Below are 19,535 nucleotides of genomic sequence, written 5' to 3'. Positions count from 1 at the left end.
TCCAGGTGATGTGTCTGGTGGACGGGCCACGCGCTCACGTCGGCAAGGTGTCGGACAGGGGAAGCTCCACGGTGAAGATGGAGCCCTTGCCGGGCTGACTCTGGACGCGGATGCCTCCGCCGTGGGCCTCGACGATGCGCTTGGTAATCCAGAGCCCCAGGCCCAGGCCCTTGAAGTGCTGCGCGGACTCCGAGCGCTCGAAGCGCTCGAAGATGCGCTCCTGGTCCTCCTGCGCCACGCCGATGCCCTCGTCCTGGACGACCAGCTCCGCCACCGCTCCGCGCGGCTCCACCCGCACCGTCACCGGCCGCCCCGCGCCATACTTCGCCGCGTTGGACAACAGGTTCACCAGCACCTGCTCCAGCCGCAACTTGTCCCACTGCCCCACTACGGCGTCGTCCGCCAGCATGCGCACCTCGCTGCCCGCGCGCACCAGCTCCTCGGACATCCGCGACACCAGTTCGCGCGTCAGCGCCGCCAGGTCCACCTCCTCGAGGTTGAGGGACAGCCGGCCCGCGCTGATGCGCGACACGTCCAGCAGGTCGTCGATGAGCAACCCCAGCCGCTGGCCCGCGCGTGCCGCCTTCTCCGCGCGCTCCGCCAGCCCGCTGGCCGCCATCGCGTCCTTCGCCATGCGCGCCAGCAGGTGAATCTGGAGCTGCAACGCGTTGAGCGGCGATTTCAGCTCGTGACCCGCCACTGACAGCAGCTCGTCGCGAGCCTTCACCGCCTGGGTGGCCGCGCCATACAGCCGCGCATCCTCGATGGCCAGGGCGGCCCGCGCGGCCAGGCTCTCCAACAGCGCGCGCTCCTCCGCGGTGTACTCGCGCCCGCGCGCCTCGCGGATGACGCCGAGCGTGCCCAGCACCCGGCCCCGCGCGCCCAAAGGAACGATGATGAGGCTCTGCGGCCCGTAGCGCTCCAGGAAGGTGACACCCTCCGGCGAGCGGTCCCCCTGCAGCTCCTCCGCGCTCAGTCGGGGCACGAAGAGCGTCTGCCCCGTGGCCACCACCCGGCCCGACAGCCCTTCGCCCACGCGCGCCGGGTTCATCCGCAGCGACGACTCCAGCACGCCGCGCGCGACGGGGTCCGGGTGGTGCGCCGCCACCAGCTCCAACTGCTCCCCTTCCTCCGCGAGCAGTTGCAGGACGCACCCGCCGCCCAGCGCCTCGGACACCTTGCTCGCCAGCACGTCCAGCACCGTGGGCAGGTCCAACCCCGCCTCGGCGATGAGCTGGCTGACCTGCACCAGCACATGCAGCCGCGCGGCGCTGCGCCGGCTCTCCTCCTCCGCCGCGCGCGCGTCGCGAAACAACCGCGCGTTGTCCATGGCCATCGCCGCGCGCCGGGTGAGCTCCTCCGCGAGCGACAGGTCCGTCGCGTCGAAGGGCGCCCGCCCCGCGTCCCGCACGAAGGTCAGCGCGCCGAGCGTGCGCTGCCGGGCCACCAGCGGCGTGAGGATGAGCGAGCTGATGCTCCACGTCGACGCGCCGTCCACCTCGGAGACCGCGCGCGTCTTGCGGGTCTCCATGCGGGATTGCCCGCTGGCCAGCACCCGCGCCAGCGTGGAGGGCTGCCCCGAGTCGAGCGGGAAGCTCGTCAGCTCCAGCACCCGCTGCGCCTTCTCCGGGCTCGCGTGCAACACCGCCAGCCGCCGCACCACGCCCTCTTCGTACGAGTCCACCGAGCACCCGTCCGCGAAGTGGCCCAGCGCCAGCCGCGCCACGCCGGCCACCGTGTCCTCCCAGCCCAGCGAGCCGGACACCAGCGCGCTCGCGTCCGCCAGCAGGCTCAGCCGCGCGCCCAGCGCCTCCGCCTCCAGTCGCGCGGTGTGCTCGCGCTCGTACAGCCGCGCGCGCTCCAGCGCCTGACCACACTGCCGCGACAGCCCGATGATGGACTCGCGCTCCAGCGCGGTGAAGTCCTTCTCCCGCTCGAAGCCGAAGGCCAGCGTGCCGAATACCCGCCCCTCGACGAACAGCGGCGCCAGCGCCAGCGCGCGCAGCGGCCCTTCTTCCATCAACGCCGCGAGCCTCGGGTAGCGGGCCTGAATCGCCGCCAGCGTCTCCAGCCACACCGGCGCTTCGGCCAGCACCGCGTCGTACCCCGGCAGGTCCTCGCCGGTGCGGGGCAACACGCGCAAGGGCTCCAGGAGCCCGTCGGGCACGCCCACCGCCGCGATGAGCTCCGCGGACGCGCCGCCCTCCGGCGTCAGGTGCACCATGCCCGCCATCGCATCCACCGCCGGCAGGCCCAGGTCCAACACCACGTGGGCCACCTCCTCGCGGGTGAGCGTCTGGCCGAAGGCCTCCGTCACCGCCTGGAAGCGGCTCAGCCGCAGCACCTCCGCCTGCTCCACCTCCGCGCGCGCCCGAGCCACCTCCGCCCGCGTCCCCTCCACCGCCAGCTCCCGCTCCAGCGCCAGCCCCGCAAGGCGCGCGTACAGCCCGCAGCGCTGAAGGTCCTCCTCCGACGGCACGCGCCCCTGGCGCAGGACGGCGCACAACACGCCGACGACGCCCCGGTCCACGGAGGGCGACAGCGGCAGCGACACCAGCCCCACCGCGCCCAGCTTCCGCCGGGCCTCCGGCTCGCCCGCGAGCAGCACGTCCCGCTCCAGGTCCACCGACACGTACGTCAAGAGCGCCCCGTCGATGTCCCTCGGGCCGTTCAGCAGGCGCTGGCCACACACCTCCACCGCGTCAGCCGGCAGCGCGGGCGTGGCGAGCACGCGAGGGACGCTTTCGTCCTCTCTCCAACACATGAAGACGCCGGACGCGGAGAGGGCGGCCGCGGCCTCGCGCAGCAGCGCCTCCAGCACCGCCCGCACCGGCGGCGCCACCGACAGCCGCTCCCGGGGCCGCGTCACGCGGTCCGTCGCGGCCACCCGGTTGCTCTCGGGCACCTTCATGCCCACACGTCCCCCCGGTCTGGGCCCCATCGGGCCAACCGCGAAGCTCCAGTGTCCCATGTCCGCCAGGGCCGCGAAACCCGCGGACACCTGTCCCCAGGTACAAGAGACCTTGGCTTTCAGTGAGCGAACACATTGAAGAAGGCGAAGAAAATCTCGAGGACGATAAGCAGGACGATGACGGCCTCCAGCGTGTGGGAGCGGTCGATGTCCACGTCGCCCTTGAGCAGGCCATACGTCTGGGCGAGCAGTTGCTGCTTGCGCGTGACGGAGCCCTGCCAGGCGGAGATGCGCATGCGGCGCACCGCGCCCTCGTAGACCTTGGCCAGATAGAAGTCGCCGATGATTTTCAGGCTGTTGTCCACCCGCTCGATGAACTCGTTGAGGTCCACCAGCGTGGTGAGCGTCTGCCGCGTCAGCGTGCGGTACGGACTGCGGAACAGCCGCGTCCACCCGTGGCGCTTGGCCTGCACCTCGTCGTGGATGCGCGCGATGTGCTCGTCCAGCCGCTCGTCGTAGTAACGGAATTCCAACAGTTGCGCGTTGGCGATTTCGAGCAGGTCCGGGATGTCCCCGGAGCCCGACGGCTCGTAGACGAAGGCGCTGTTCCAGTCGATGACGACCAGGTCATTCACCGTGTAGCTGAAGCGCATCTGCGTGACGGCCTCGCTCTCCCGACGCGACAGCGGCGTCTGGCCGTTCTCCCCCAGCAGCAGCCGGGCGAGGTCCGCCTCCGCGAGGATGTCCTCCGCGGACGGGTTGCCCTGGATGCTCTCCGCGAAGATGACGGTGTAGCTCTCGTTCTGGTCCCACAGGTGCGGCTCCTGCACCGCGGCGGCGATGGTGTTGCGCACGCCTTCCACCAAATCCAGCGCCAGGTCCTCCAACGCCTGGCTGTCATACAACTCGTCCGCCACGCGGATGAGCTGCTCCAGGGACGTGCCCGGCACCACGGGCACGCGCAGGATGATGGACGCGGCGCCATGGTCGAACAGGCGCGCGGTGGCATCCACCGTGACGGGCCCGTCCTTCAGCGCGAGCGGCCTTCGCCCCAGCTCATACGCGAGCGGCGGATTGGGGAGCTGGAGGTACTGGCCATTCTCGCGCGACAGCTTGAGGCGGCGGGTGTCCTCCGACACGGCCTTGCGCGCCCGCTCCAGGTTGATTTCCTCCGCGATGTCGAAGGTGCGGTAGCAGAGGATGTGGGCCTTCTCGAAGAGCAGGGGAGCCGAGGCAACCATGGTGCGCCCAGCCTAGCCCGCGCGTCCCCACACGAACGCCGCCGAATGGCTGACGCCTGGCGCCTGTCGACGAGCCGTCAGTCCTCGGGCACGGGTGAGGGATGCACCACCGGCTTGCCCGGGCCGGGCCGCGTGTCCGGCACCCCACCGACCTGGTCGGGCGGCGGCGACACAGGCTCTCCCGCCGAACGCCGAGCCTCCCGCCCGTCCTCGGGAAGCCGAGGCTCCTTCCTGGGATGGGTGACTTCATGTTCGGCCATGGCGCGCTCCCTTTGCTCACTCAAGCTAGGGCGCGCCCTGAAGCGAGCGCATGTCCCGCCCACCCGTCAGGCCGATGGGCGGACAGGGTGGCTTCCGACACCTGCCCATCCACCCCGTCACATTGTCGATGTTTCACGCCGGAAGCCTGTCACGCCGGCCCCCCGCCATTCCTCTCAATTGGCCGCACGTCAAGACTGGGGCGCAACGCCTGCCATGACGGCCAGGAGCGCGCTCATGTCGACGGTTTATGAGCCCGGGCCCCGGGGGGCGCCAGCTCCGTGCGCACATCCCACAGCTCTGGGAAGAAGCGCAAATCCAAGGCCTTGCGAAGGAAGGACACCCCGGAGGAGCCCCCGGTGCCCTGCTTGAAGCCGATGATTCGCATCACCGTCATCATGTGCCGGTAGCGCCACAGCTGGAACCGCTCCTCGGTGTCCACCAGCTTCTCGCACATCTCGTACGCATCCCAGTGCGCGTCGGTGTCCTCGTAGATGCGACGGAACACCTCCACGACGGCCGGGCTCTTCTCGTACGGCAGCCGCCAGTCGCGCTGGGCGCGGTCCTCCGGAATCGCATGCCCCATGCGCGCCAGGTACCGCAGGAACTCGTCATAGAGGCTGGGAGACTCCAGCAGCCGCTCCAGCTCGCCATGCACATCCGGCTGGTGGCGGAAGGGACCCAGGGCATTGGGGTCCTTGTTGCCCAGCAGGAACTCCACCGCGCGGTACTGCCAGCTCTGGAAGCCAGACGCGGGCCCGAGCGCATCGCGGAACTCCAGGTACTCATTCGGCGTGAGCGTCTCCAGCACGCTCCACTGCTCGAAGAGCATCCGTTGGATGTTCCCCACGCGGGCGAAAATCTTGAACGAAGGCTCCAGCCGGTCCGCCTGCACATAGCGGATGCACGCGCTCAGCTCGTGGATGAGAAGCTTCATCCACAGCTCGCTCGTCTGGTGCTGGATGATGAAGAGCAGCTCGTCGTGGTGCGGGGGCTGCGAGCGCGGAACCTGCGCCGACAACAGCCGGTCGAGCTGTAGGTACTCACCGTACGTGGTCCTTCCGGCCAGGTCGGTGATGATTCCAGGCTCCAGATCTCGTTTGTTCATGGGCCCGGGCATTCATGCCCCTGCAAGCCCCCGCGGGCAAGACTTCCCGTACGGGCTGCCCCCGAACCCTCTCCCTGCCAGGGAGCACGGTTGACGGAGGTGCGGTCACTGTCTGCCCGGGCCGGGGCCAAACGTGCCGCTGATTTAACCGTTCGCTGCTTGGGCGGCGGCGGCCAGGGCCTTCGACGCGGCGCGGCCACGGGGCAGCTTGATGTCCTCAACGCTGTTGGCGGGCGCGTAGTCGACCCACGCCGACGGGCGGCGGTTGGTCTTCTCCAGCATCCGGAGCTTCTGGTAGTGCGCGGCGCAGTAGCCCTTGGTCCGGCTGGGCTTGCCGCAGTCGACGATGGCGCACTCGCGCGAGCCATCCGCCGCCGCCGGCTTACGGCCGCGACGCTTGCCACCCGCCGACACCGACGCCGCCGCGCTCACCGCGCCACGCGCCGCCGCGGGGGGACGACCCACGGCCTTGCGGCCCGGCTTCGCCGCCGCGACCTGGGCGCCGAACAGCGGCCCCACGACCTCGGCCAGCGGGGCCAGCCGCTCCGCCACGTTGCGCAGTGCATCCAGATCCGCCGTCCCGGACTCCAGGCGGGAGACCACGTCGCGCAGCGGCTTGAGCTGGACCTCGATTTCGTTACGGATCATGTCCCGAAACGCTTTATCCACGGACATTCGTTCAATCCTCGTCTTGGCTAATCTGGTTGTTGAAGGTCTGGAAGGGGGAGTTGATTTGTGATGCTGCTCATACCCATACCTTCCAATTTAGGATTTGTCTAAAGGAAGCGATAAAAGGTGTGACTGAAGGACGTATCACCCCCCCTACCGTACCGGTCGGGGCCCCATTCCAGTGGGGCGGGAACGGCGCTCAGCCGTCCCAGCGAAGGTCTTCCAGCAGGGAGCGGGTCCCCGAAACAAAGGGCCCCTCGGCCAGGGTGCGCAGCTCCTCGCGAGCCAGCGTCAGCTCCACGCGCAGCGTCTGCTGCTCGCGGGGATCCAACGCGGTGGAGAGTCTGGGCAACAGCGAACTCTCTTCTTCTTGGAAATGCGCGACCCAGAGATCCTCGAGCGCATAGAGCCGGGCCTGCCATTCGGCATCGCCCAGGGGCAATTCCTCCAACTCATCCATCAGCTCACGCATGGCCAGATGATCCTCGGCCAGCTGACGGGCACGAGCACGCCCTTCCACCCGAGCCACCAGCGGTTGCAGACAGCGCTCCTCCAGCCAGGTGTGCAGTCGCAACAGCTCCAGCAGCTCGCGCTGCGCGCTCAGAGGCTCCTCCTCCGCGCCGGACACGAGCCGCTCGAAGCGCTCCTCGAGCTCACGGTGCTCCTCCACGAGGATGTCGAACGGGCCTCCCATACCCTCAACCATCTGCATGGTTCGGCAGGCAGACAACCAAAGCTGCGCTTCATCCTCACATTATCGAAACTCAAACGACAGGGCGAGCGAACGTTCGGCGGGGTGAAACAACGTCCCGCAGCCTGCCTCGACTGGCGGCTGAAAGCCCATGGGGCCCGGCGCGAAGCGTTGCCTACTCAAAGCAACCTCCGGGGTGGGCAGGGCGCGTCCCCCCGGGGACGGCGCGTGGGTTTGCGATGACCGACGGCCCGGAAGCGGGGGCCCGTCCGCCCGGCCGGGTTGGATGGCGATGGGCGGGGACGTCTCCATCATGTTTCCTCGTGGAAGCTTCGCTCGCCACCCTGCGGAGGACGGTGTTCCACCTCGCCGAGCGGGGCGCGGCGCTCTCCGCGCTCTACCACCGGGCCCGGCTGGTGGGCACCGAGCACCTGCCGTCGAGCGGCCCCGTGTTGCTGGTGGGAAACCATGGCGTGTGGGGTTACGAAACGCCCGCGTTCTTCCATCTGCTGCACCAGGCCACCGGGCGCCGGGTGCTGGGGTTGGCGGAGCGAGGCTTTTTCCGCATTCCCGTGGTCCGCACGGTGTTGCCCTGGCTGGGTGGCGTGGAGGGGACCCAGGACAATGCGTTGGCGGTGCTGCGCGACGGCGCGCTGGTCGTCTGTTACCCGGGCGGCGCGAGAGAGGTCTTCAAGCGGCCGCGCGGGCGCTATCAGTTGCGCTGGGAGCGGGCGCTGGGCTTCGCGCGGGTGGCCTCCCATGCGGGGGTGCCGGTGGTGCCCTTCGCGGGCTTCGGCGTGGACGACACCTTCCTCTGGCCGCCCGGCGAGGCGCGGCTGGGCGTGCACCTGACGAACGAGGCGAAGTATCGCGTGCCGCTGTTGGTGGGGCTGGGCCCTCTCCCATTTCCGGTGCGCCTCACCTTCGCGCTGGGCAATGCCCACACCCCGCCGCCCTCGGGGGCCTCCGAGCCGCGGCTGCGCGCGTTCCGCGACAGGGTGGCCACCAGCGTGCACCGGCTGCTGGTCAGGGCTCGCCATGCTTGAGACACCTCCGGGCCCGAAGGCCCGGGCTCCCGCGCCGTCGCGCGTCCCGGACGTCGAGGACATTCCCTCTGGCTACGCGCACTTGCATTGCGAGGAGCGCCGGGTGAAAGGCACACCTTCGCGGCTGTTCACCTTTCCCAACGGCGATACGGATGTAGCCCGCACCGTGGTGTGTCTGCCGGGGTTGGGTGCCAGTGGGAGGTCCTTCGCGCCCATGGAGCCGCTGGCCGGACGGTTCCGGTTGTTGCTGTGGACGCCGCCTTTGCACACCCCGGCCACCCACACCCCGCTGCAGTGGAACCTGGCCGTGCTGAACGACCCCGAGGCACGGCTACCGGAGCGCTTCGCGCTCGTGGGTTCCTCCTATGGCAGCCTGCTGTCCATCGCCTTCGCGCTGGCGCACCCGGAGCGGGTGAAGGCGCTGGTGCTGGTGTCTCCGGTGGCCAGCGTGCGCCGGGTGAGGCGGTTGGCGGTGACGCTGTCCACGCTGGTGCGCACGCCGCGCCCGCTGGCGTATCTCTTCGCACCCACGGTGGCGCGAGTGCTCGGCGGCGCGCGGTTGCCCCCGGAGGGGCGCGCGGAAATCGTGCGCGAGGCGCGGCGGTTGACCCCCGTGGAGTTGCTGCGCCGGCTGCGCGACGTGCTGGCCGCGGACTTCCATCCCCGGCTCCATCAACTGCGAGTGCCCACGCTCGTCATCCAAGGTGGCAGGGATTTGCTGGTGCCGCCCCGGGCCGCGCACGACGTGGCGGAGCACATCCCTGGCGCACGGCTGGAGCTGCTCCGCGACGCGAGCCACCTGCCGTACATGAGCCACCCGGAAGCCTTCAACGCCGCCGTCGGCGCGTTCCTCCAGGAGCACGGCGCCGACACTCCGGAGCTCGGGCCATGAGCCGCACCACCGAGCGACTCTCACGCTCTGCTGTTCCTGTCGCGCCCGGAGCACGGTGCCGGAACTCCGAGGCTCGCGCCATGAGCCACACCACCGCGCGATTCTCACGCTCCGCTCTGCGGTTCCTGTCATGCCTGGAGCAAGGCAACGACACTCCAGGGCGCGCGCCATGAGCCACACCGCCGCGCGACTCTCGCGCTCCGCCCTGCTGTTCCTGTCACGCCAGGAAGGGCTGAAGGACCGGGCGACGCGCCTGGGACCACTGCGACGCCTTTCACGGCGCTTCGTCGCGGGCGAGAGTCTGGAAGAGGCGATGGACGCGGTGAAGGCACTCACCTCGCGTGGGCTCTGGGCGTCGTTCGACCATCTCAACGAAGCGGTGCGTGACGCGGCCCAGACGCGGGACGAGGTGCGCGAGTATCGACGGCTGCTGGCGCGCATCGACCAGACGGGCGTGAAGGCCAACGTGTCGCTGAAGCTGACGCAGTGTGGACTGTTGCTCGACCCGGCGCTGGCACTGGAGAACGCGCGCACCGTCGTGGCCGATGCGCGAGCAAGAGACACGTTCGTACGCATCGACATGGAGCACGGCGCGGTGACCCAGGCGACGCTCGACATCGTCCGCCAGTTGCACACGAAGCACGGCGAGCGACACGTGGGCGCGGTGCTGCAGAGCTGCCTGCGGCGCACGGAAACAGACGCCCGCGCACTGTGCGCCGAGCGGGTGCGCATCCGTCTGTGCAAGGGCGCCTATCTGGAGGGGCCGGACATCGCCTTTCCAGACAAGAAGGACGTGGATGCCAGCTTCGTACGGTGCATGAAGGTGCTGCTCGACAGCGGCGTGTATCACGGCATCGCCACGCACGATGAGCGGATGATTGACGCGACCCTGGAGCATGCCGCGCGGCGACAGCTGCCGCGTGAAGCGTTCGAGTTCCAGATGCTCTACGGCATCCGGGAAGACCTCCAGCAACGGCTCTCCGAGCAGGGCCATCCGGTGCGCATCTACGTCCCGTACGGCCCCCACTGGTATCCCTACCTCATGCGCCGCATGGCCGAGCGTCCAGCGAACCTCGCGTTCGTCCTGCGCCACCTCGCGCGGTGAGCCGCGACCCCGGCGCACCGGGCACCCGGGCGTGGGGGAATGGACAAACGTCCCGTCCGCCAGTCCCGAGCGCTCAGGAATCCCTCACCACGCGCGTCTTTGCCTCACAGGAATACCTTGTCGGCCCGCGCGCCCCGCGCAAGCCCAATCCAACCCGGTGACGCTGTCACCCGGAGGGGGAAGCCATGTCCATGCGGTCCATTCACCACGGACTCCGGGTGTGCGCTCGGACCGTGGGTGTCGTCATCCTCGCGACGAGCCTCGCGTGCGCGTCCGGCGGCACGGGCGGCTCGGGACGCGCGGGGACGGACGAGCCTTTCGAGCACGAGGAGGCCCGTCGCCAGGAAGCGCGGGAAGTGGCCCGGCAGGTGGCGGCGCTGGCGGGTGGCGTGCGTGACGTCGGCTCGCGCCTGGAGCTCACGTTCTGGTCGGAGCGCGGCGCCCTCACGCTGGTGGGCTACCAGTCGGTGCAGCGCGGCGGACGGCCGGGACGGGGCATCGACTCGGATGACCTGCGGCGAACAGTGGCCCGGGCGCTGATGTCCACCACGAGTCACTCCGCGGGCGAGGTGGTGCTGCGGCTGCGTCGCGACGCGTCCTCGTGGGCCCTGGAGCCGAGCGCGTCCTTCTCCACCGAGCGGCCTCCCGAGGCCCTTCACCTCGCCGGACGGCGTGAGGCCTCGACGCCCGAGTCGACCTGGATGGCCGCAAGCGTCCAACGCCTGCTCATGCCGGTGCGGGTGCCCGTGGACGGCACGGTGTGGGCGGACGTGTCCGTGCACGTGCGGGACGGCCGCGTGGTGGGTTGGGAGTTGGAGGGCTGGCGCGTGGTGCGAGCGGGCCGAGGGAACACGACGCGGTCGGTGTCACGCCGGGTCGTCGAAGAGGCGGCGGCGGTGCTGCGCCTCTACTCACCAGGCACGGGCTCGCGCACGCTGCACCTGGGCCTGCGGCTCATCCACGAAGGCAACGCGCCGTCCGCGGAGGGATGGGTGGAGGAGACCCGCGTGGGCCGTCCACTCCGTCCGGGCGGGGGCGTCAGCCGCCTCACGCTGCCCTGACGAAGACGACGAAGCCCCGGCGCGCGGCGGGACACAGCCTGCCGCGCGCGGGGCCTCGAAACCGCTAGAAGTAACCGCCCACCGTGGTGCCGACGCTGAACGTCACGTCGACGTCATCACCCAGGCCGAAGGCCAGGCGAGGACCGGCGCCCACGAAGAAGTGGGACGTCACGTGGTACAGGAAGGGCGCGTAGCCCTCCAGGATGACCGTGGAGGCCGAGCCCGTGCCGTCGGGAAGCGACAGGATGTTGTCGCCGACGAACAGCGTGACGATGGCCTTGGGCCACACGGAGACCTTCTCCGTGAGGGAGATGTTGTAGCCCACGCGCGCGTTGATGCCGAAGGCGGCCGCCGTGTCGCCGTCGCCGAACACCACCGCCAGGTTGACGCCGCTACCGATGGAGAGGTTCTCCTTCAGGAAGTAATCCACGCTCGGCGCCAGGTTGAAGAAACCGTACCCCGCGCCCTCCGTCGTGTAGCCCAGGTTCGCCGACGCATCCGAGCTGACGACAATCTGCCCGGCGTTGCCGAAAGCACCGGAACCACCACCCGTCGACTGCGCCAATGCACTCGTCGACACCATCAACCCGGCCGCTACGGCCATGGCCTGCCACTGATTTGCCTTCATGAAGCGTCCCTCCGTTGCGTGTGCCCGCGGTCATTCCCGGGCGCTCGGCGGCCCCTTCTAGTCAATGCGCGCCTGCGCGCATCCTTTTTTCGTTCCCCGTGTGTCATGTACCGCATGAGCGCAACTTGAGAATTCGCTCGGCGGAGCCGTTCCTCGCGCCATCTCCCGAGGAAGAGCGCTCCCGGAGACGCGGCGCGTGAGACATCGCTGAGACATGGGCCCAGGCCTGGACACGGGCGCGCGGCGGGCCCGCGTGGGCCAGGGCTCACGGACGGGAAGGTCGGCCAGGGTGGAGGAGTCAGAGGCCCCAGCCGGCCCTCCCATGCGCGAGGTTCCGTGCCCCGAACGGCCCTGAACCGCTCGGAAGGAGCGCACGGAACGAAGTCACCGGTAGCAAGCCTCACGCCAGACGAACCGCCGGTGAAATCAATCCTTTGTCATTCGTGGAGGGCCGGGAATGAGGAGCGCGGCGCTCGAAGTCGGGACCCGCACGTCCCACAAGCGAACAGACTTGCAATGATTCGCATATCCTCGCGTTGCCGTCTGTCCGTAGGATTCCACCCGGAGCCACGTTCGTGTGGAGCCCGGGGCCGCTGGTGGGACAGCCAGCCCCGCCCGTCAGTGCTCGCGGCGCCGCCCAGGGAAGGACGGGTTGGAGGACATGCCTCGTGTGCGTGCGCCCGCGGTGGCGGGCACCTTCTATTCCTCCAATCCCACCACGTTGATGACGCAGGTAGACGCGTGGCTGGAGCAGGCGCGGGGGCCGGAGGAGGGGCTTCCCGCCGCGCTCATCGTTCCGCATGCCGGGTATGTCTATTCAGGCGCGGTGGCGGCGGCGGCCTACGCCACGTTGTGGGCTCGGCGAGCGGAGCGCACGCGGGTGCTGTTGCTGGGGCCGTGTCACTTCCACAGGCTGCGCGGCCTGGCGTACCCGGAGGTGGACCTGCTGTGTACGCCGCTGGGGGACGTGCGACTGGATGCGGACCTGCTGCGCCGGGCGACCGCGCTGGGACAGGTGAGCGCCTCGACGGAGGCGCACGAGTCGGAGCATGCGCTGGAGGTGCAGCTCCCCTTCCTCCAGCGCGTGTTGAAGCACTTCACGGTGTTGCCGCTGGTGGTGGGGCGCGCGGAAGAGGAGGAGGTCGCCCAGGTGCTGGAGGCGTTGTGGGACGAGGACGTGTTGCTCGTCGTCACGTCGGACCTGTCGCACTACCGGCCGTACGAGGAGGCGCGGCGGGCGGACCATGCGACGGCGGCGCGGGTGCTGGCGCTGGAGGGGCCGTTGGACGCGGGCAGCGCGTGTGGCGCGGAGGCCATCAGCGGGCTGCTGCGGGTGGCGAAGCGGCGGGGGCTGCGGCCCAGGTTGATGGCGCTGCGCAGCTCCGGGGATGCGGCCGGGGCACGGGACGAGGTGATTGGGTACGGCGCCTTCGTCTTCGATGCGGATGCGCCCGCGAGGGGCGCGTCCCGGTAGAAGCGCTCAGTCGTCCCAGGAGAGGGAGTACTCGCTGTCGAGCAGCGATGTCTGGCGGCCCTCGACGCGGATGTCCTGGGCGCCGACGGCCTGGAGGGCACCTTCGAGCATGCCTTCGTTGTAGGCGACGGGGGTGAAGATGCGGCGCATGTGGATGAGGCCGGCGCGGGGCGCGGTCCATTCGACCTGGAGTTCGCCGAAGTCGATGGCCATGCGGTAGGCCTCTGGGAGCATGTTGACGAGGAGCTTTGGATCTCCGCCGACCTGCTGACGGACCTCGGTGCCGAACATGGAGCGGACGAAGGCGAGCGTGCCCTGGACGCCAATCTGGCGCATGGCCTCCTCGACGCCGCCGAGCTGGGGCGCGAGCAGGTTGGCGGAGGCGAAGAACAGCCGCATGAAGGGAGGGACGGGGTAGAGCTCGGTGGGGTCAAGGTCGGGAGGGAAGTCACCGGCGTCGACGATGTGTTTCACCGCCTGCTCACCGCCCAGGAAGCGCACGGTGTCGAGCACGGCGGCGAAGTGCATGCCGCGAATGTGCTCGGAGGACTGCACGAGGGCGAGCCGCGAATCCAGCTCCCGCTGCACTGCCTCTGGCGTGTTCCAAGTGCCGCGTTCCATGAGCCGACCTCCACCGCGAAAAAGCGCGCGGAATGCTCGCACAGCTTCCTCGCGCGCGCGAACTCCTGGAGGTCATCCACACCCTGGCGCGTCCCGTTCCTGGGAATGCGGCCAATGCACTACGTTGGGTGAAATGACGCTCTCGCGCATTCCCGCACGGCTCCGGCGCCTCGCGCCGCGGTGGATTGCCTGGCTCGGTCTGCCACTCGTCATCGCCTGCGCGAGCACACGACGCTACTACCTGCATTCGGAGTTGCCTTCGCTGGACGGTGACACCTTCCTGGCGGTGGCGCCGGGACCCTGGCCCGAGGTGCCCACCGTGCTCGACACGTCGGCGGCCGTTCCGGATGACCTGGTCCTGCCCACCCTCCAGGCGTTGATGGCGCTCCCCAGTTCCATGGACGCCTGCGACGCCCGGACGGGGCGTCCCCGTCCCGATGCGACCGAGTACTGCGTCGCCATCTACCGCACGCCGGACGACTGGCGTGTGTCCTGGCCCATTCGCGATGGGGGAACACCAGCGAGCGCATGCCGACCTCCATTTGGCGGCGTGGATGACGTGGACTTCGGAAGGGACCTGCCCATCTTCGGCTATGCCCACAACCATCCCTGCGGAGCGGAGGTCAGCGCCAAGGACCTCGTCGTCTGGCCCCTGGCGAAGTCGGGCGAGGGACTCTGGGTGATGATGGCGTATGCGACCACGCCGAGCGGCAGACTGGCCCGAGATGCGCGAGGGCAACCCGTTTCGACCTGGGGATGGCTCGCCACGGGCCATCGAAGCGCGCCTCGGTTCTATAAATGGAACCCAGCGGGTGAGGTCTTTCTCTGGGACTCCGCCCGGAAGAAATGGAGCTTCCAGGCCACCTGTCGCCCTCGCCCCTCCAGCGTCATCAGGCCTCACGGCACTCCTCCTGATTGCTCTTCCGCGATGTCCCCATAGGCTGCTCGACGCCACGCCCATGAGCCCTCGCGCCACGTCCCGCCGTCCCGATGCACGTTCATCAGGTGCCACATGCTGAGACTGAATCCCCTGCTCCTGCTGGTGTCCCTGCTGACGGATGGCGGAGCTGCTCCGCCCACGCCCGACGCGGGGAGCCCGGATGCGGGAGTCGTGAGACCTCAGCCCACGACGACGAGGGATGCGGGGCTCTCTCCGACTGCAACGGGCGAACGCCCCATTCAATGGCCAGAGGAGATTCGCCCGCTGGCCACGTTGGATGGCCCCGCCGTGCTCGCCGCGCACACCGCGCTGCAAGAGGCCATGAAGCGCTTTCCGAAGCAGCACACCCAGCAGTGTGCGTTCTCGCCCCGCTCCCTGGAGCTGCGCGTCGGCTTCGAGGCCGGTATCTACTTCGTTCAAGTCGAGCGACGCGTGGACAGGTGCCCTGGCTTCGGCCCCGGCGTCACGCTCGAGTTCGATTGGTTCGAGGTCTACGCCATCGCGCCGGATGGGCGGTTCCTCGAGCGCGCCCCGTATCACCCCTGAACAGGGGCGTTCTCCTTGCGCAGCTTCGCGTCGAGCAGGAAGTTGCCGAAGGGCACCAGCGACGCGCCGAACGCCACCGCCACGCGCACGAAGGACCAGCGCAGCGCGATGGCCGCCTCCATCAACGCGAAGAGGTACAGCACGAACAACAGCCCGTGCGCCATTCCCGTGAAGCGCACCGCCAACGGCATGTCCGCCGCGTACTTCAGCGGCATCGCGATGAACAACAGGCACACGAACGACAGGCCTTCCAACAAGGCCACCGCGCGGAACCGTCCAAGAGGGGTCTTCAACATGGCGCTCTCCCCCTCCTGTCTCCCACCCTCCGACCCTCCCGTCCATGCGTCAGGGTGACGCACCCGGTCGCCCGCCCGCATGGCTTCTTTCCACGTCACCCCTCCCACTAGAATGAACCGGGTGAGGCCGGCAAAGCCCGCCATCACCCGTCGAGGGGGAACACCATGTCAGGCAACGACAAGCTGGAGTCCATCATCCAGGTGCCACGCGCGGACCGGAAGGGCGTGAAGCTGGTGCTGGAGCGGCCCTCCGGTGTCCTCAACACCGTCGCCATGCGCCTGGTCGTCAGCGGGAAGATGCAGGGCCAGGAGCGCCGCCAGCTCCACTCGGACGTCTTCACCGGCGACGGCACCGTCCCCCTGCCCGACGACTTCCTGCCCACCGCCGCCCAGGGGTGGGTGCGCGCCGTGTTCTCCGTCGCGGACCCGACGGGCGCGGGCGCCCGGTTCCTCCAGCGCGCGACGCTCGTCTTCGAAAAAGGCCAGAAGGAAGCCCTCTGGGACGACTTCTCCCTCCAGCAGGGCGCCGTGGCCGACTTCATCACCCTCACCTGGACGGTGGTGGAATGAGGGCGCTCCTCGCGCTGCTCCTCCTCTGCGCCTCCGCCGCGAACGCCCAGGACGGTGGCACTCCGGACGCGGGCACCGTGGAGCTCGACTTCCCCAGCATCCTCCGAGGCGGCTCGGAGACCGCCGCCGGCCTGGACATCGCCACCGCCGGAGAAGTCGTCCACCCCTCCAACCCCTCCGCCCTCGTGGCCAGCCTGCGCGGCGTGGGCGCGGTGCTCGACGGCACCCAGGCGTCCTTCGCGCTCCAGCTCAACCCCTACCTGCTCACCGACGGCTTCGAACGGCTCTACTCGGAGGCCGTCGCCGCGCGGAACGCCTCCGTCCTCACCCGCCTGCTCCAGGACACCGCCCTCACCCTCGGCGTGGGCCAGGACACGCCCTTCCAGGACGCCGTCCCGGAGAAGGGCCGCTTCGCCACCGTGATGGCCGGCCTGTCCGTGGACGTCCTCGGCGAGCGCAGCATCTACGGCTCCACCTACAACACCTGCATCACCCGCGTCCTCGCGGACCCGAGCCTCTACGAGTTCCCCGACAAGCCCCTGCCCGGCGACCATGTGAATCCCGCCGACTTCGAGAAGGCCCTCGCGGACTACCGCCTCGCCATGGAGGCCGCGCGCCAGGCGGGCATCGCGAAGATTCGCCAGGGCCTCCCCGCCTGCACCCGCGAGACACGCCAGGCCTCCAGCGCCCTCTTCTTCTCCGTCGGCGGACGCTGGGTGACACCCGGCCTCAAGTCACATGACGGCGACGGCGTCGCCATCCAGCGCGGCTTCGGCGCGGCCACGCTGGAGCTGTTGAGCAGCGCGGACTCCAACCTCGAGGTCGCCATGCAAGTGCGCGTACTCCAGGAACGTCCGCGCCCGGAGCTCTCCATGGACAGATGGGTCGACGTCGGCCTGTCCTTCGGCGTCGCCTCGCAGCGCTTCCAGCTCAAGCTCGAAGCCACCCAGTCACTGTTGAAACTGGGAAACACGGACACGAAACGCGCCAGCGTCGTGGCCACCACCCGCGTCATGGTGGGCGACCGCTTCACCGTGGGCCTGGGCGTACAGGGCCAGGGCGAGGACATGTCCGATGCCGTCGGCCAGATTCGCCCCAGCCTCGTGCTCGACCTGGCGGAGCTGCCCACCCTCCTCCAGCCCGTCCCGACGCCTCGCTCCTGACGGCGCCGGGCGGTGCGAGGCGATGGCACGCATTCATGGCGCGTGTCTCGAAGTGAGAACTACTCGCCAGGCAGCGTCACCGCGTACCGCGTGAGGTCCTGAGGGGTGTTCACGTTCACCAGCGCGCGCAGCGACGGGTCCACGGCGCGCAGCGCGGACTCGGGCAGCAGTCGCGCGCGGAAGCGGGAGAGGAGCTGACGCAGCGACGGGTCTTCGGACAACGTCGCGCGCCAGACCCGCGCGAGCGCGGCGCGGTACACGGCCAGCAGGGGCTCCACGCGTCCGCCCGCGTCGAAGCACACCGCGTCCACGTCGTCACCGCGCGCGTCGAGCAACACGCGCAGGACATCGGGCGAGATGAAGGGCATGTCACATGCGACCGCCACCACCCAGGGCGTCCGCGCCGCGGAGAGTGCCGCGTGGACGCCGCCGGGCGCGCCCTTGTCCGGCACCACATCCGCGACGGTGCGCAGCGCATAACGGGCGTAGGGCTCCGGTGCGTTGGCGACCAGGAGCACCTCACCGAAGCGGGGCGCCAGCGCGAGCAGTCGCGCCAGCACCGTGCGGCCCTCCACCTCCAGCATGCCCTTGGGCACACCGGACAGTCGTCGTCCCTGGCCTCCCGCGATGATGGCCAGCGTCACGTCCGGATATGTGTTGCCGAGACTGCCGCTGTTGGGGTCCATGGCTCGTGTCTCGCTCTCCCCTGGAACGTCGGCACTTGCCCCCGGCCACGCGCGACGTCACACGTTCCATCCCGAGTGCCGCGAAGCACGCACGAGAGCCCTTCCCCTCAGAATGCCACACCTCGCTCGGAGAGGTGAGCACGCCCCTTCGATTCGAGGTCACTCGCGAAGTGACGCGGCGAGTCCACGCGCTGCCTCTCCGAGCACCGAGGCCCTGCATCGAGGATCCATGTCGAAGCGGTGCATCCCACGCCGCGCCATGCCCGAGCCCACCGCGAAGGACAGCAGGCGAACAGACGGCCCGCAGCCCCGTGGACAACGGACAGGGCCCGCGGCGTAGTCTGCGCGTCCCCGATGCCGCTCACGTCCCTCTCCGCCGCCCGGCAGGCCGCGCTCGAAGCCATTGCTCCCGCGGCTCCCGAGCCCGTGCCCCTGCTCGATGCCCACGGCCGCTTCCTGGCCACGGACGTCCGAGCCTCGCGCTCGCTGCCCGGCTGCGACAACTCCGCCATGGATGGCTGGGCCGTGCGCGCGGAGGAGACTCGCGGCGCCAACCGTGACAGCCCCACGAGGCTGCGCGTCATCGACACCGTCTACGCGGGCGCCCTGCCCGCTCGCGCACTCCAGCCCGGCGAGGCCGCGCGCATCTTCACCGGCGCGCCCATCCCCTCCGGTGCCGATGCCATCGTGCGACAGGAAGCCGCGCGCGCCTCGGACGATGGCCTGGCCGTGGACCTCTTCATCACCGTGCCCCCCGGCCACGACATCCGCCGCACGGGCGAGGAGGTCCGCGCGGGCGCGCCGCTGTTCCGCGCGGGCCAGTGTGTGAATGCCTCCGTGCTCGGCGTGCTCGCGTCCCAGGGCGAGACCACCGTCCGCGTGCGTCCGGCACCACGGGTGGCCGTGCTCGCCACGGGTGACGAGCTCGTGCGCCCCGGTGAGCCCGCGCTCGCGCATCAGGTCTACGAGAGCAACCTGGTCCTGGTCGCGGCGCTCGCGCGCGAAGCGGGCGCCCACGTGCTCCACATGTCCCGGGCCCGCGATGACGAGGACGCCCTGCGCGAGGCCCTGACCGAGCTCGCGCCGCGAGTCGACGTGCTCATCACGACGGGCGGCGCGTCGGTGGGAGACAAGGACCACGTGAAGCGCGTGCTCACCGCGCTGGGCGCGCGCTTCTTCGTCGACGGCGTGGCCCTGAAGCCAGGCAAGCCCGTGGCCGTCGCGCGCCTGGGGGACACCGCCATCGTCGTCCTGCCGGGCAACCCGGGCGCGGCCACCGTCGCCTTCGACCAGCTCGCGAGGCCGCTGCTGCTCAAGCACCAGGGCGTGCTCGAAACGCGCCGCCGCGTCCGCGCGCGCCTGTCCGAGCCCCGTCACAAGCAGGCCGGCCTCACCTACCTCATCACCGCCACGCTGGAGCACGGCGACGAGGGTCTTCGCGCCTGGCTGCGCCCCCAGGGCGCCGGGCAGATTCTCCAGAACGTTCAAGCAGACGGCTGGGCCGTCCTCCCTCCGGGCCGCGCCGACTTCAACGAGAACGACCTCGTCGAGGTGGAGCTGTTCGACCGTCCCCACCACCACCCGGCGGACTCAGCCCCGGACACCGCGCCGTGAGCCATGTGCCCGCTC

Annotated in this window: 20 protein-coding genes; 10 read left to right on the top strand and 10 right to left on the bottom strand. The window is 69.9% G+C overall.

The genetic code is table 11. The features are described from left to right. Positions 1-34: 34 nt before the first annotated feature. The 6 genes from HUA78_RS40635 to HUA78_RS40610 form a co-directional block, all read right to left on the bottom strand. The gene (locus HUA78_RS40635; RefSeq protein ID WP_174478655.1) at positions 35-2,911 is read right to left on the bottom strand and encodes a GAF domain-containing protein; all 2,877 of its coding nucleotides are present in this window, start codon (positions 2,909-2,911) and stop codon (positions 35-37) included. Between the two features lie 119 nt (positions 2,912-3,030). Beyond that, positions 3,031-4,152 (bottom strand): hypothetical protein, encoded by a 1,122-nt coding sequence (locus tag HUA78_RS40630; protein WP_174478654.1) that lies wholly within the window; start codon positions 4,150-4,152, stop codon positions 3,031-3,033. Positions 4,153-4,229: 77 nt separating this feature from the next. Continuing rightward, complete coding sequence (locus tag HUA78_RS40625) at positions 4,230-4,412, bottom strand: hypothetical protein (RefSeq protein ID WP_141647940.1); 183 nt, start codon at positions 4,410-4,412, stop codon at positions 4,230-4,232. 233 nt (positions 4,413-4,645) lie between these two features. After that, the gene (locus HUA78_RS40620; RefSeq protein WP_174456175.1) at positions 4,646-5,530 is read right to left on the bottom strand and encodes a tryptophan 2,3-dioxygenase; all 885 of its coding nucleotides are present in this window, start codon (positions 5,528-5,530) and stop codon (positions 4,646-4,648) included. A 132-nt stretch (positions 5,531-5,662) separates the two neighbouring features. Further along, entirely contained in the window at positions 5,663-6,193 is a 531-nt protein-coding gene (locus HUA78_RS40615; protein ID WP_141647938.1) for a cell wall protein, read from the bottom strand. Positions 6,194-6,386: 193 nt separating this feature from the next. Continuing rightward, a complete protein-coding gene (locus tag HUA78_RS40610) occupies positions 6,387-6,899 on the bottom strand; it encodes a hemerythrin domain-containing protein (RefSeq protein WP_254624169.1) in 513 nt (170 codons plus the stop codon). A 302-nt stretch (positions 6,900-7,201) separates the two neighbouring features. Between HUA78_RS40610 and HUA78_RS40605 the strand changes: the two genes are divergently transcribed. From HUA78_RS40605 to HUA78_RS40590, 4 genes are all read left to right on the top strand, one after another. Next, positions 7,202-7,924, top strand: coding sequence for a lysophospholipid acyltransferase family protein (locus tag HUA78_RS40605; protein ID WP_174467823.1), 723 nt, complete (start codon positions 7,202-7,204; stop codon positions 7,922-7,924). Further along, positions 7,917-8,816, top strand: coding sequence for an alpha/beta fold hydrolase (locus tag HUA78_RS40600; protein ID WP_174460420.1), 900 nt, complete (start codon positions 7,917-7,919; stop codon positions 8,814-8,816). The genes HUA78_RS40605 and HUA78_RS40600 overlap by 8 nt, the downstream gene beginning before the upstream one ends. Positions 8,817-8,985: 169 nt before the next feature. Then, entirely contained in the window at positions 8,986-9,921 is a 936-nt protein-coding gene (locus HUA78_RS40595; protein WP_174478653.1) for a proline dehydrogenase family protein, read from the top strand. Between the two features lie 185 nt (positions 9,922-10,106). Further along, positions 10,107-10,982 (top strand): hypothetical protein, encoded by an 876-nt coding sequence (locus HUA78_RS40590; protein WP_141647934.1) that lies wholly within the window; start codon positions 10,107-10,109, stop codon positions 10,980-10,982. Between the two features lie 64 nt (positions 10,983-11,046). Here HUA78_RS40590 and HUA78_RS40585 read toward each other — a convergent pair whose 3' ends face one another. Then, positions 11,047-11,610 carry a hypothetical protein gene (locus HUA78_RS40585; RefSeq protein WP_141647933.1) on the bottom strand — a complete coding sequence of 188 codons (564 nt, stop codon included), beginning with the start codon at positions 11,608-11,610 and terminating at the stop codon, positions 11,047-11,049. A gap of 661 nt (positions 11,611-12,271) precedes the next feature. Between HUA78_RS40585 and amrB the strand changes: the two genes are divergently transcribed. Further along, positions 12,272-13,084 carry an AmmeMemoRadiSam system protein B gene (gene amrB, locus HUA78_RS40580; RefSeq protein WP_174478652.1) on the top strand — a complete coding sequence of 271 codons (813 nt, stop codon included), beginning with the start codon at positions 12,272-12,274 and terminating at the stop codon, positions 13,082-13,084. A 6-nt stretch (positions 13,085-13,090) separates the two neighbouring features. On the opposite strand, the gene HUA78_RS40575 is transcribed toward amrB, so the two are convergent. Beyond that, positions 13,091-13,705 (bottom strand): TIGR02265 family protein, encoded by a 615-nt coding sequence (locus tag HUA78_RS40575; RefSeq protein ID WP_141647931.1) that lies wholly within the window; start codon positions 13,703-13,705, stop codon positions 13,091-13,093. A gap of 133 nt (positions 13,706-13,838) precedes the next feature. Here HUA78_RS40575 and HUA78_RS40570 point away from each other — a divergent pair, with 133 nt between their 5' ends. Together HUA78_RS40570 and HUA78_RS46960 are read left to right on the top strand one after the other, a co-directional pair. After that, entirely contained in the window at positions 13,839-14,645 is an 807-nt protein-coding gene (locus tag HUA78_RS40570) for a hypothetical protein (protein ID WP_174478651.1), read from the top strand. A 72-nt stretch (positions 14,646-14,717) separates the two neighbouring features. Continuing rightward, positions 14,718-15,191, top strand: a complete 474-nt coding sequence (locus tag HUA78_RS46960) for a hypothetical protein (protein WP_254614011.1) — start codon at positions 14,718-14,720, stop codon at positions 15,189-15,191. Here the strand turns inward: HUA78_RS46960 and HUA78_RS40560 are convergent. Beyond that, a complete protein-coding gene (locus HUA78_RS40560; RefSeq protein WP_174456167.1) occupies positions 15,182-15,487 on the bottom strand; it encodes a DUF3817 domain-containing protein in 306 nt (101 codons plus the stop codon). The genes HUA78_RS46960 and HUA78_RS40560 overlap by 10 nt on opposite strands. A 165-nt stretch (positions 15,488-15,652) precedes the next feature. On the opposite strand from HUA78_RS40560, the gene HUA78_RS40555 reads away from it, so the two are divergent. Both HUA78_RS40555 and HUA78_RS40550 read left to right on the top strand, forming a co-directional pair. Continuing rightward, entirely contained in the window at positions 15,653-16,057 is a 405-nt protein-coding gene (locus HUA78_RS40555; RefSeq protein ID WP_174460416.1) for a hypothetical protein, read from the top strand. Continuing rightward, positions 16,054-17,220 (top strand): hypothetical protein, encoded by a 1,167-nt coding sequence (locus HUA78_RS40550; protein ID WP_174478650.1) that lies wholly within the window; start codon positions 16,054-16,056, stop codon positions 17,218-17,220. Before HUA78_RS40555 ends, HUA78_RS40550 begins: the two co-directional genes overlap by 4 nt. Before the next feature lie 59 nt (positions 17,221-17,279). Here the strand turns inward: HUA78_RS40550 and HUA78_RS40545 are convergent, their stop codons facing one another. Then, positions 17,280-17,906, bottom strand: a complete 627-nt coding sequence (locus tag HUA78_RS40545) for a molybdenum cofactor guanylyltransferase (protein WP_174460414.1) — start codon at positions 17,904-17,906, stop codon at positions 17,280-17,282. A gap of 354 nt (positions 17,907-18,260) precedes the next feature. Between HUA78_RS40545 and glp the strand changes: the two genes are divergently transcribed. Further along, a complete protein-coding gene (gene glp, locus HUA78_RS40540) occupies positions 18,261-19,520 on the top strand; it encodes a gephyrin-like molybdotransferase Glp (RefSeq protein ID WP_174478649.1) in 1,260 nt (419 codons plus the stop codon). The last annotated feature ends 15 nt before the right edge of the window (positions 19,521-19,535 follow it).

It is taken from the genome of Myxococcus sp. CA033, assembly GCF_013336625.1.
Classification (GTDB): Bacteria; Myxococcota; Myxococcia; order Myxococcales; family Myxococcaceae; genus Myxococcus; species Myxococcus llanfairpwllgwyngyllgogerychwyrndrobwllllantysiliogogogochensis.
This window is presented reverse-complemented; position numbering and strand designations above follow the sequence as displayed.

What these genes read in the sequence shown, in the direction of transcription:
- HUA78_RS40590 (WP_141647934.1), top strand. Translation starts at nt 10,107, where the DNA reads ATGTCCATGCGGTCCATTCACCACGGACTCCGGGTGTGCGCTCGGACC.
- HUA78_RS40625 (WP_141647940.1), bottom strand. Translation starts at nt 4,412, where the DNA reads ATGGCCGAACATGAAGTCACCCATCCCAGGAAGGAGCCTCGGCTTCCC.
- HUA78_RS40600 (WP_174460420.1), top strand. Translation starts at nt 7,917, where the DNA reads ATGCTTGAGACACCTCCGGGCCCGAAGGCCCGGGCTCCCGCGCCGTCG.
- HUA78_RS40550 (WP_174478650.1), top strand. Translation starts at nt 16,054, where the DNA reads ATGAGGGCGCTCCTCGCGCTGCTCCTCCTCTGCGCCTCCGCCGCGAAC.
- HUA78_RS40620 (WP_174456175.1), bottom strand. Translation starts at nt 5,530, where the DNA reads ATGCCCGGGCCCATGAACAAACGAGATCTGGAGCCTGGAATCATCACC.
- HUA78_RS40615 (WP_141647938.1), bottom strand. Translation starts at nt 6,193, where the DNA reads ATGTCCGTGGATAAAGCGTTTCGGGACATGATCCGTAACGAAATCGAG.
- HUA78_RS40610 (WP_254624169.1), bottom strand. Translation starts at nt 6,899, where the DNA reads ATGCAGATGGTTGAGGGTATGGGAGGCCCGTTCGACATCCTCGTGGAG.
- HUA78_RS40570 (WP_174478651.1), top strand. Translation starts at nt 13,839, where the DNA reads ATGACGCTCTCGCGCATTCCCGCACGGCTCCGGCGCCTCGCGCCGCGG.
- HUA78_RS40630 (WP_174478654.1), bottom strand. Translation starts at nt 4,152, where the DNA reads ATGGTTGCCTCGGCTCCCCTGCTCTTCGAGAAGGCCCACATCCTCTGC.
- HUA78_RS40595 (WP_174478653.1), top strand. Translation starts at nt 8,986, where the DNA reads ATGAGCCACACCGCCGCGCGACTCTCGCGCTCCGCCCTGCTGTTCCTG.
- HUA78_RS40635 (WP_174478655.1), bottom strand. Translation starts at nt 2,911, where the DNA reads ATGAAGGTGCCCGAGAGCAACCGGGTGGCCGCGACGGACCGCGTGACG.
- HUA78_RS40575 (WP_141647931.1), bottom strand. Translation starts at nt 13,705, where the DNA reads ATGGAACGCGGCACTTGGAACACGCCAGAGGCAGTGCAGCGGGAGCTG.
- HUA78_RS40560 (WP_174456167.1), bottom strand. Translation starts at nt 15,487, where the DNA reads ATGTTGAAGACCCCTCTTGGACGGTTCCGCGCGGTGGCCTTGTTGGAA.
- HUA78_RS40585 (WP_141647933.1), bottom strand. Translation starts at nt 11,610, where the DNA reads ATGAAGGCAAATCAGTGGCAGGCCATGGCCGTAGCGGCCGGGTTGATG.
- HUA78_RS46960 (WP_254614011.1), top strand. Translation starts at nt 14,718, where the DNA reads ATGCTGAGACTGAATCCCCTGCTCCTGCTGGTGTCCCTGCTGACGGAT.
- glp (WP_174478649.1), top strand. Translation starts at nt 18,261, where the DNA reads ATGCCGCTCACGTCCCTCTCCGCCGCCCGGCAGGCCGCGCTCGAAGCC.
- HUA78_RS40555 (WP_174460416.1), top strand. Translation starts at nt 15,653, where the DNA reads ATGTCAGGCAACGACAAGCTGGAGTCCATCATCCAGGTGCCACGCGCG.
- HUA78_RS40545 (WP_174460414.1), bottom strand. Translation starts at nt 17,906, where the DNA reads ATGGACCCCAACAGCGGCAGTCTCGGCAACACATATCCGGACGTGACG.
- amrB (WP_174478652.1), top strand. Translation starts at nt 12,272, where the DNA reads ATGCCTCGTGTGCGTGCGCCCGCGGTGGCGGGCACCTTCTATTCCTCC.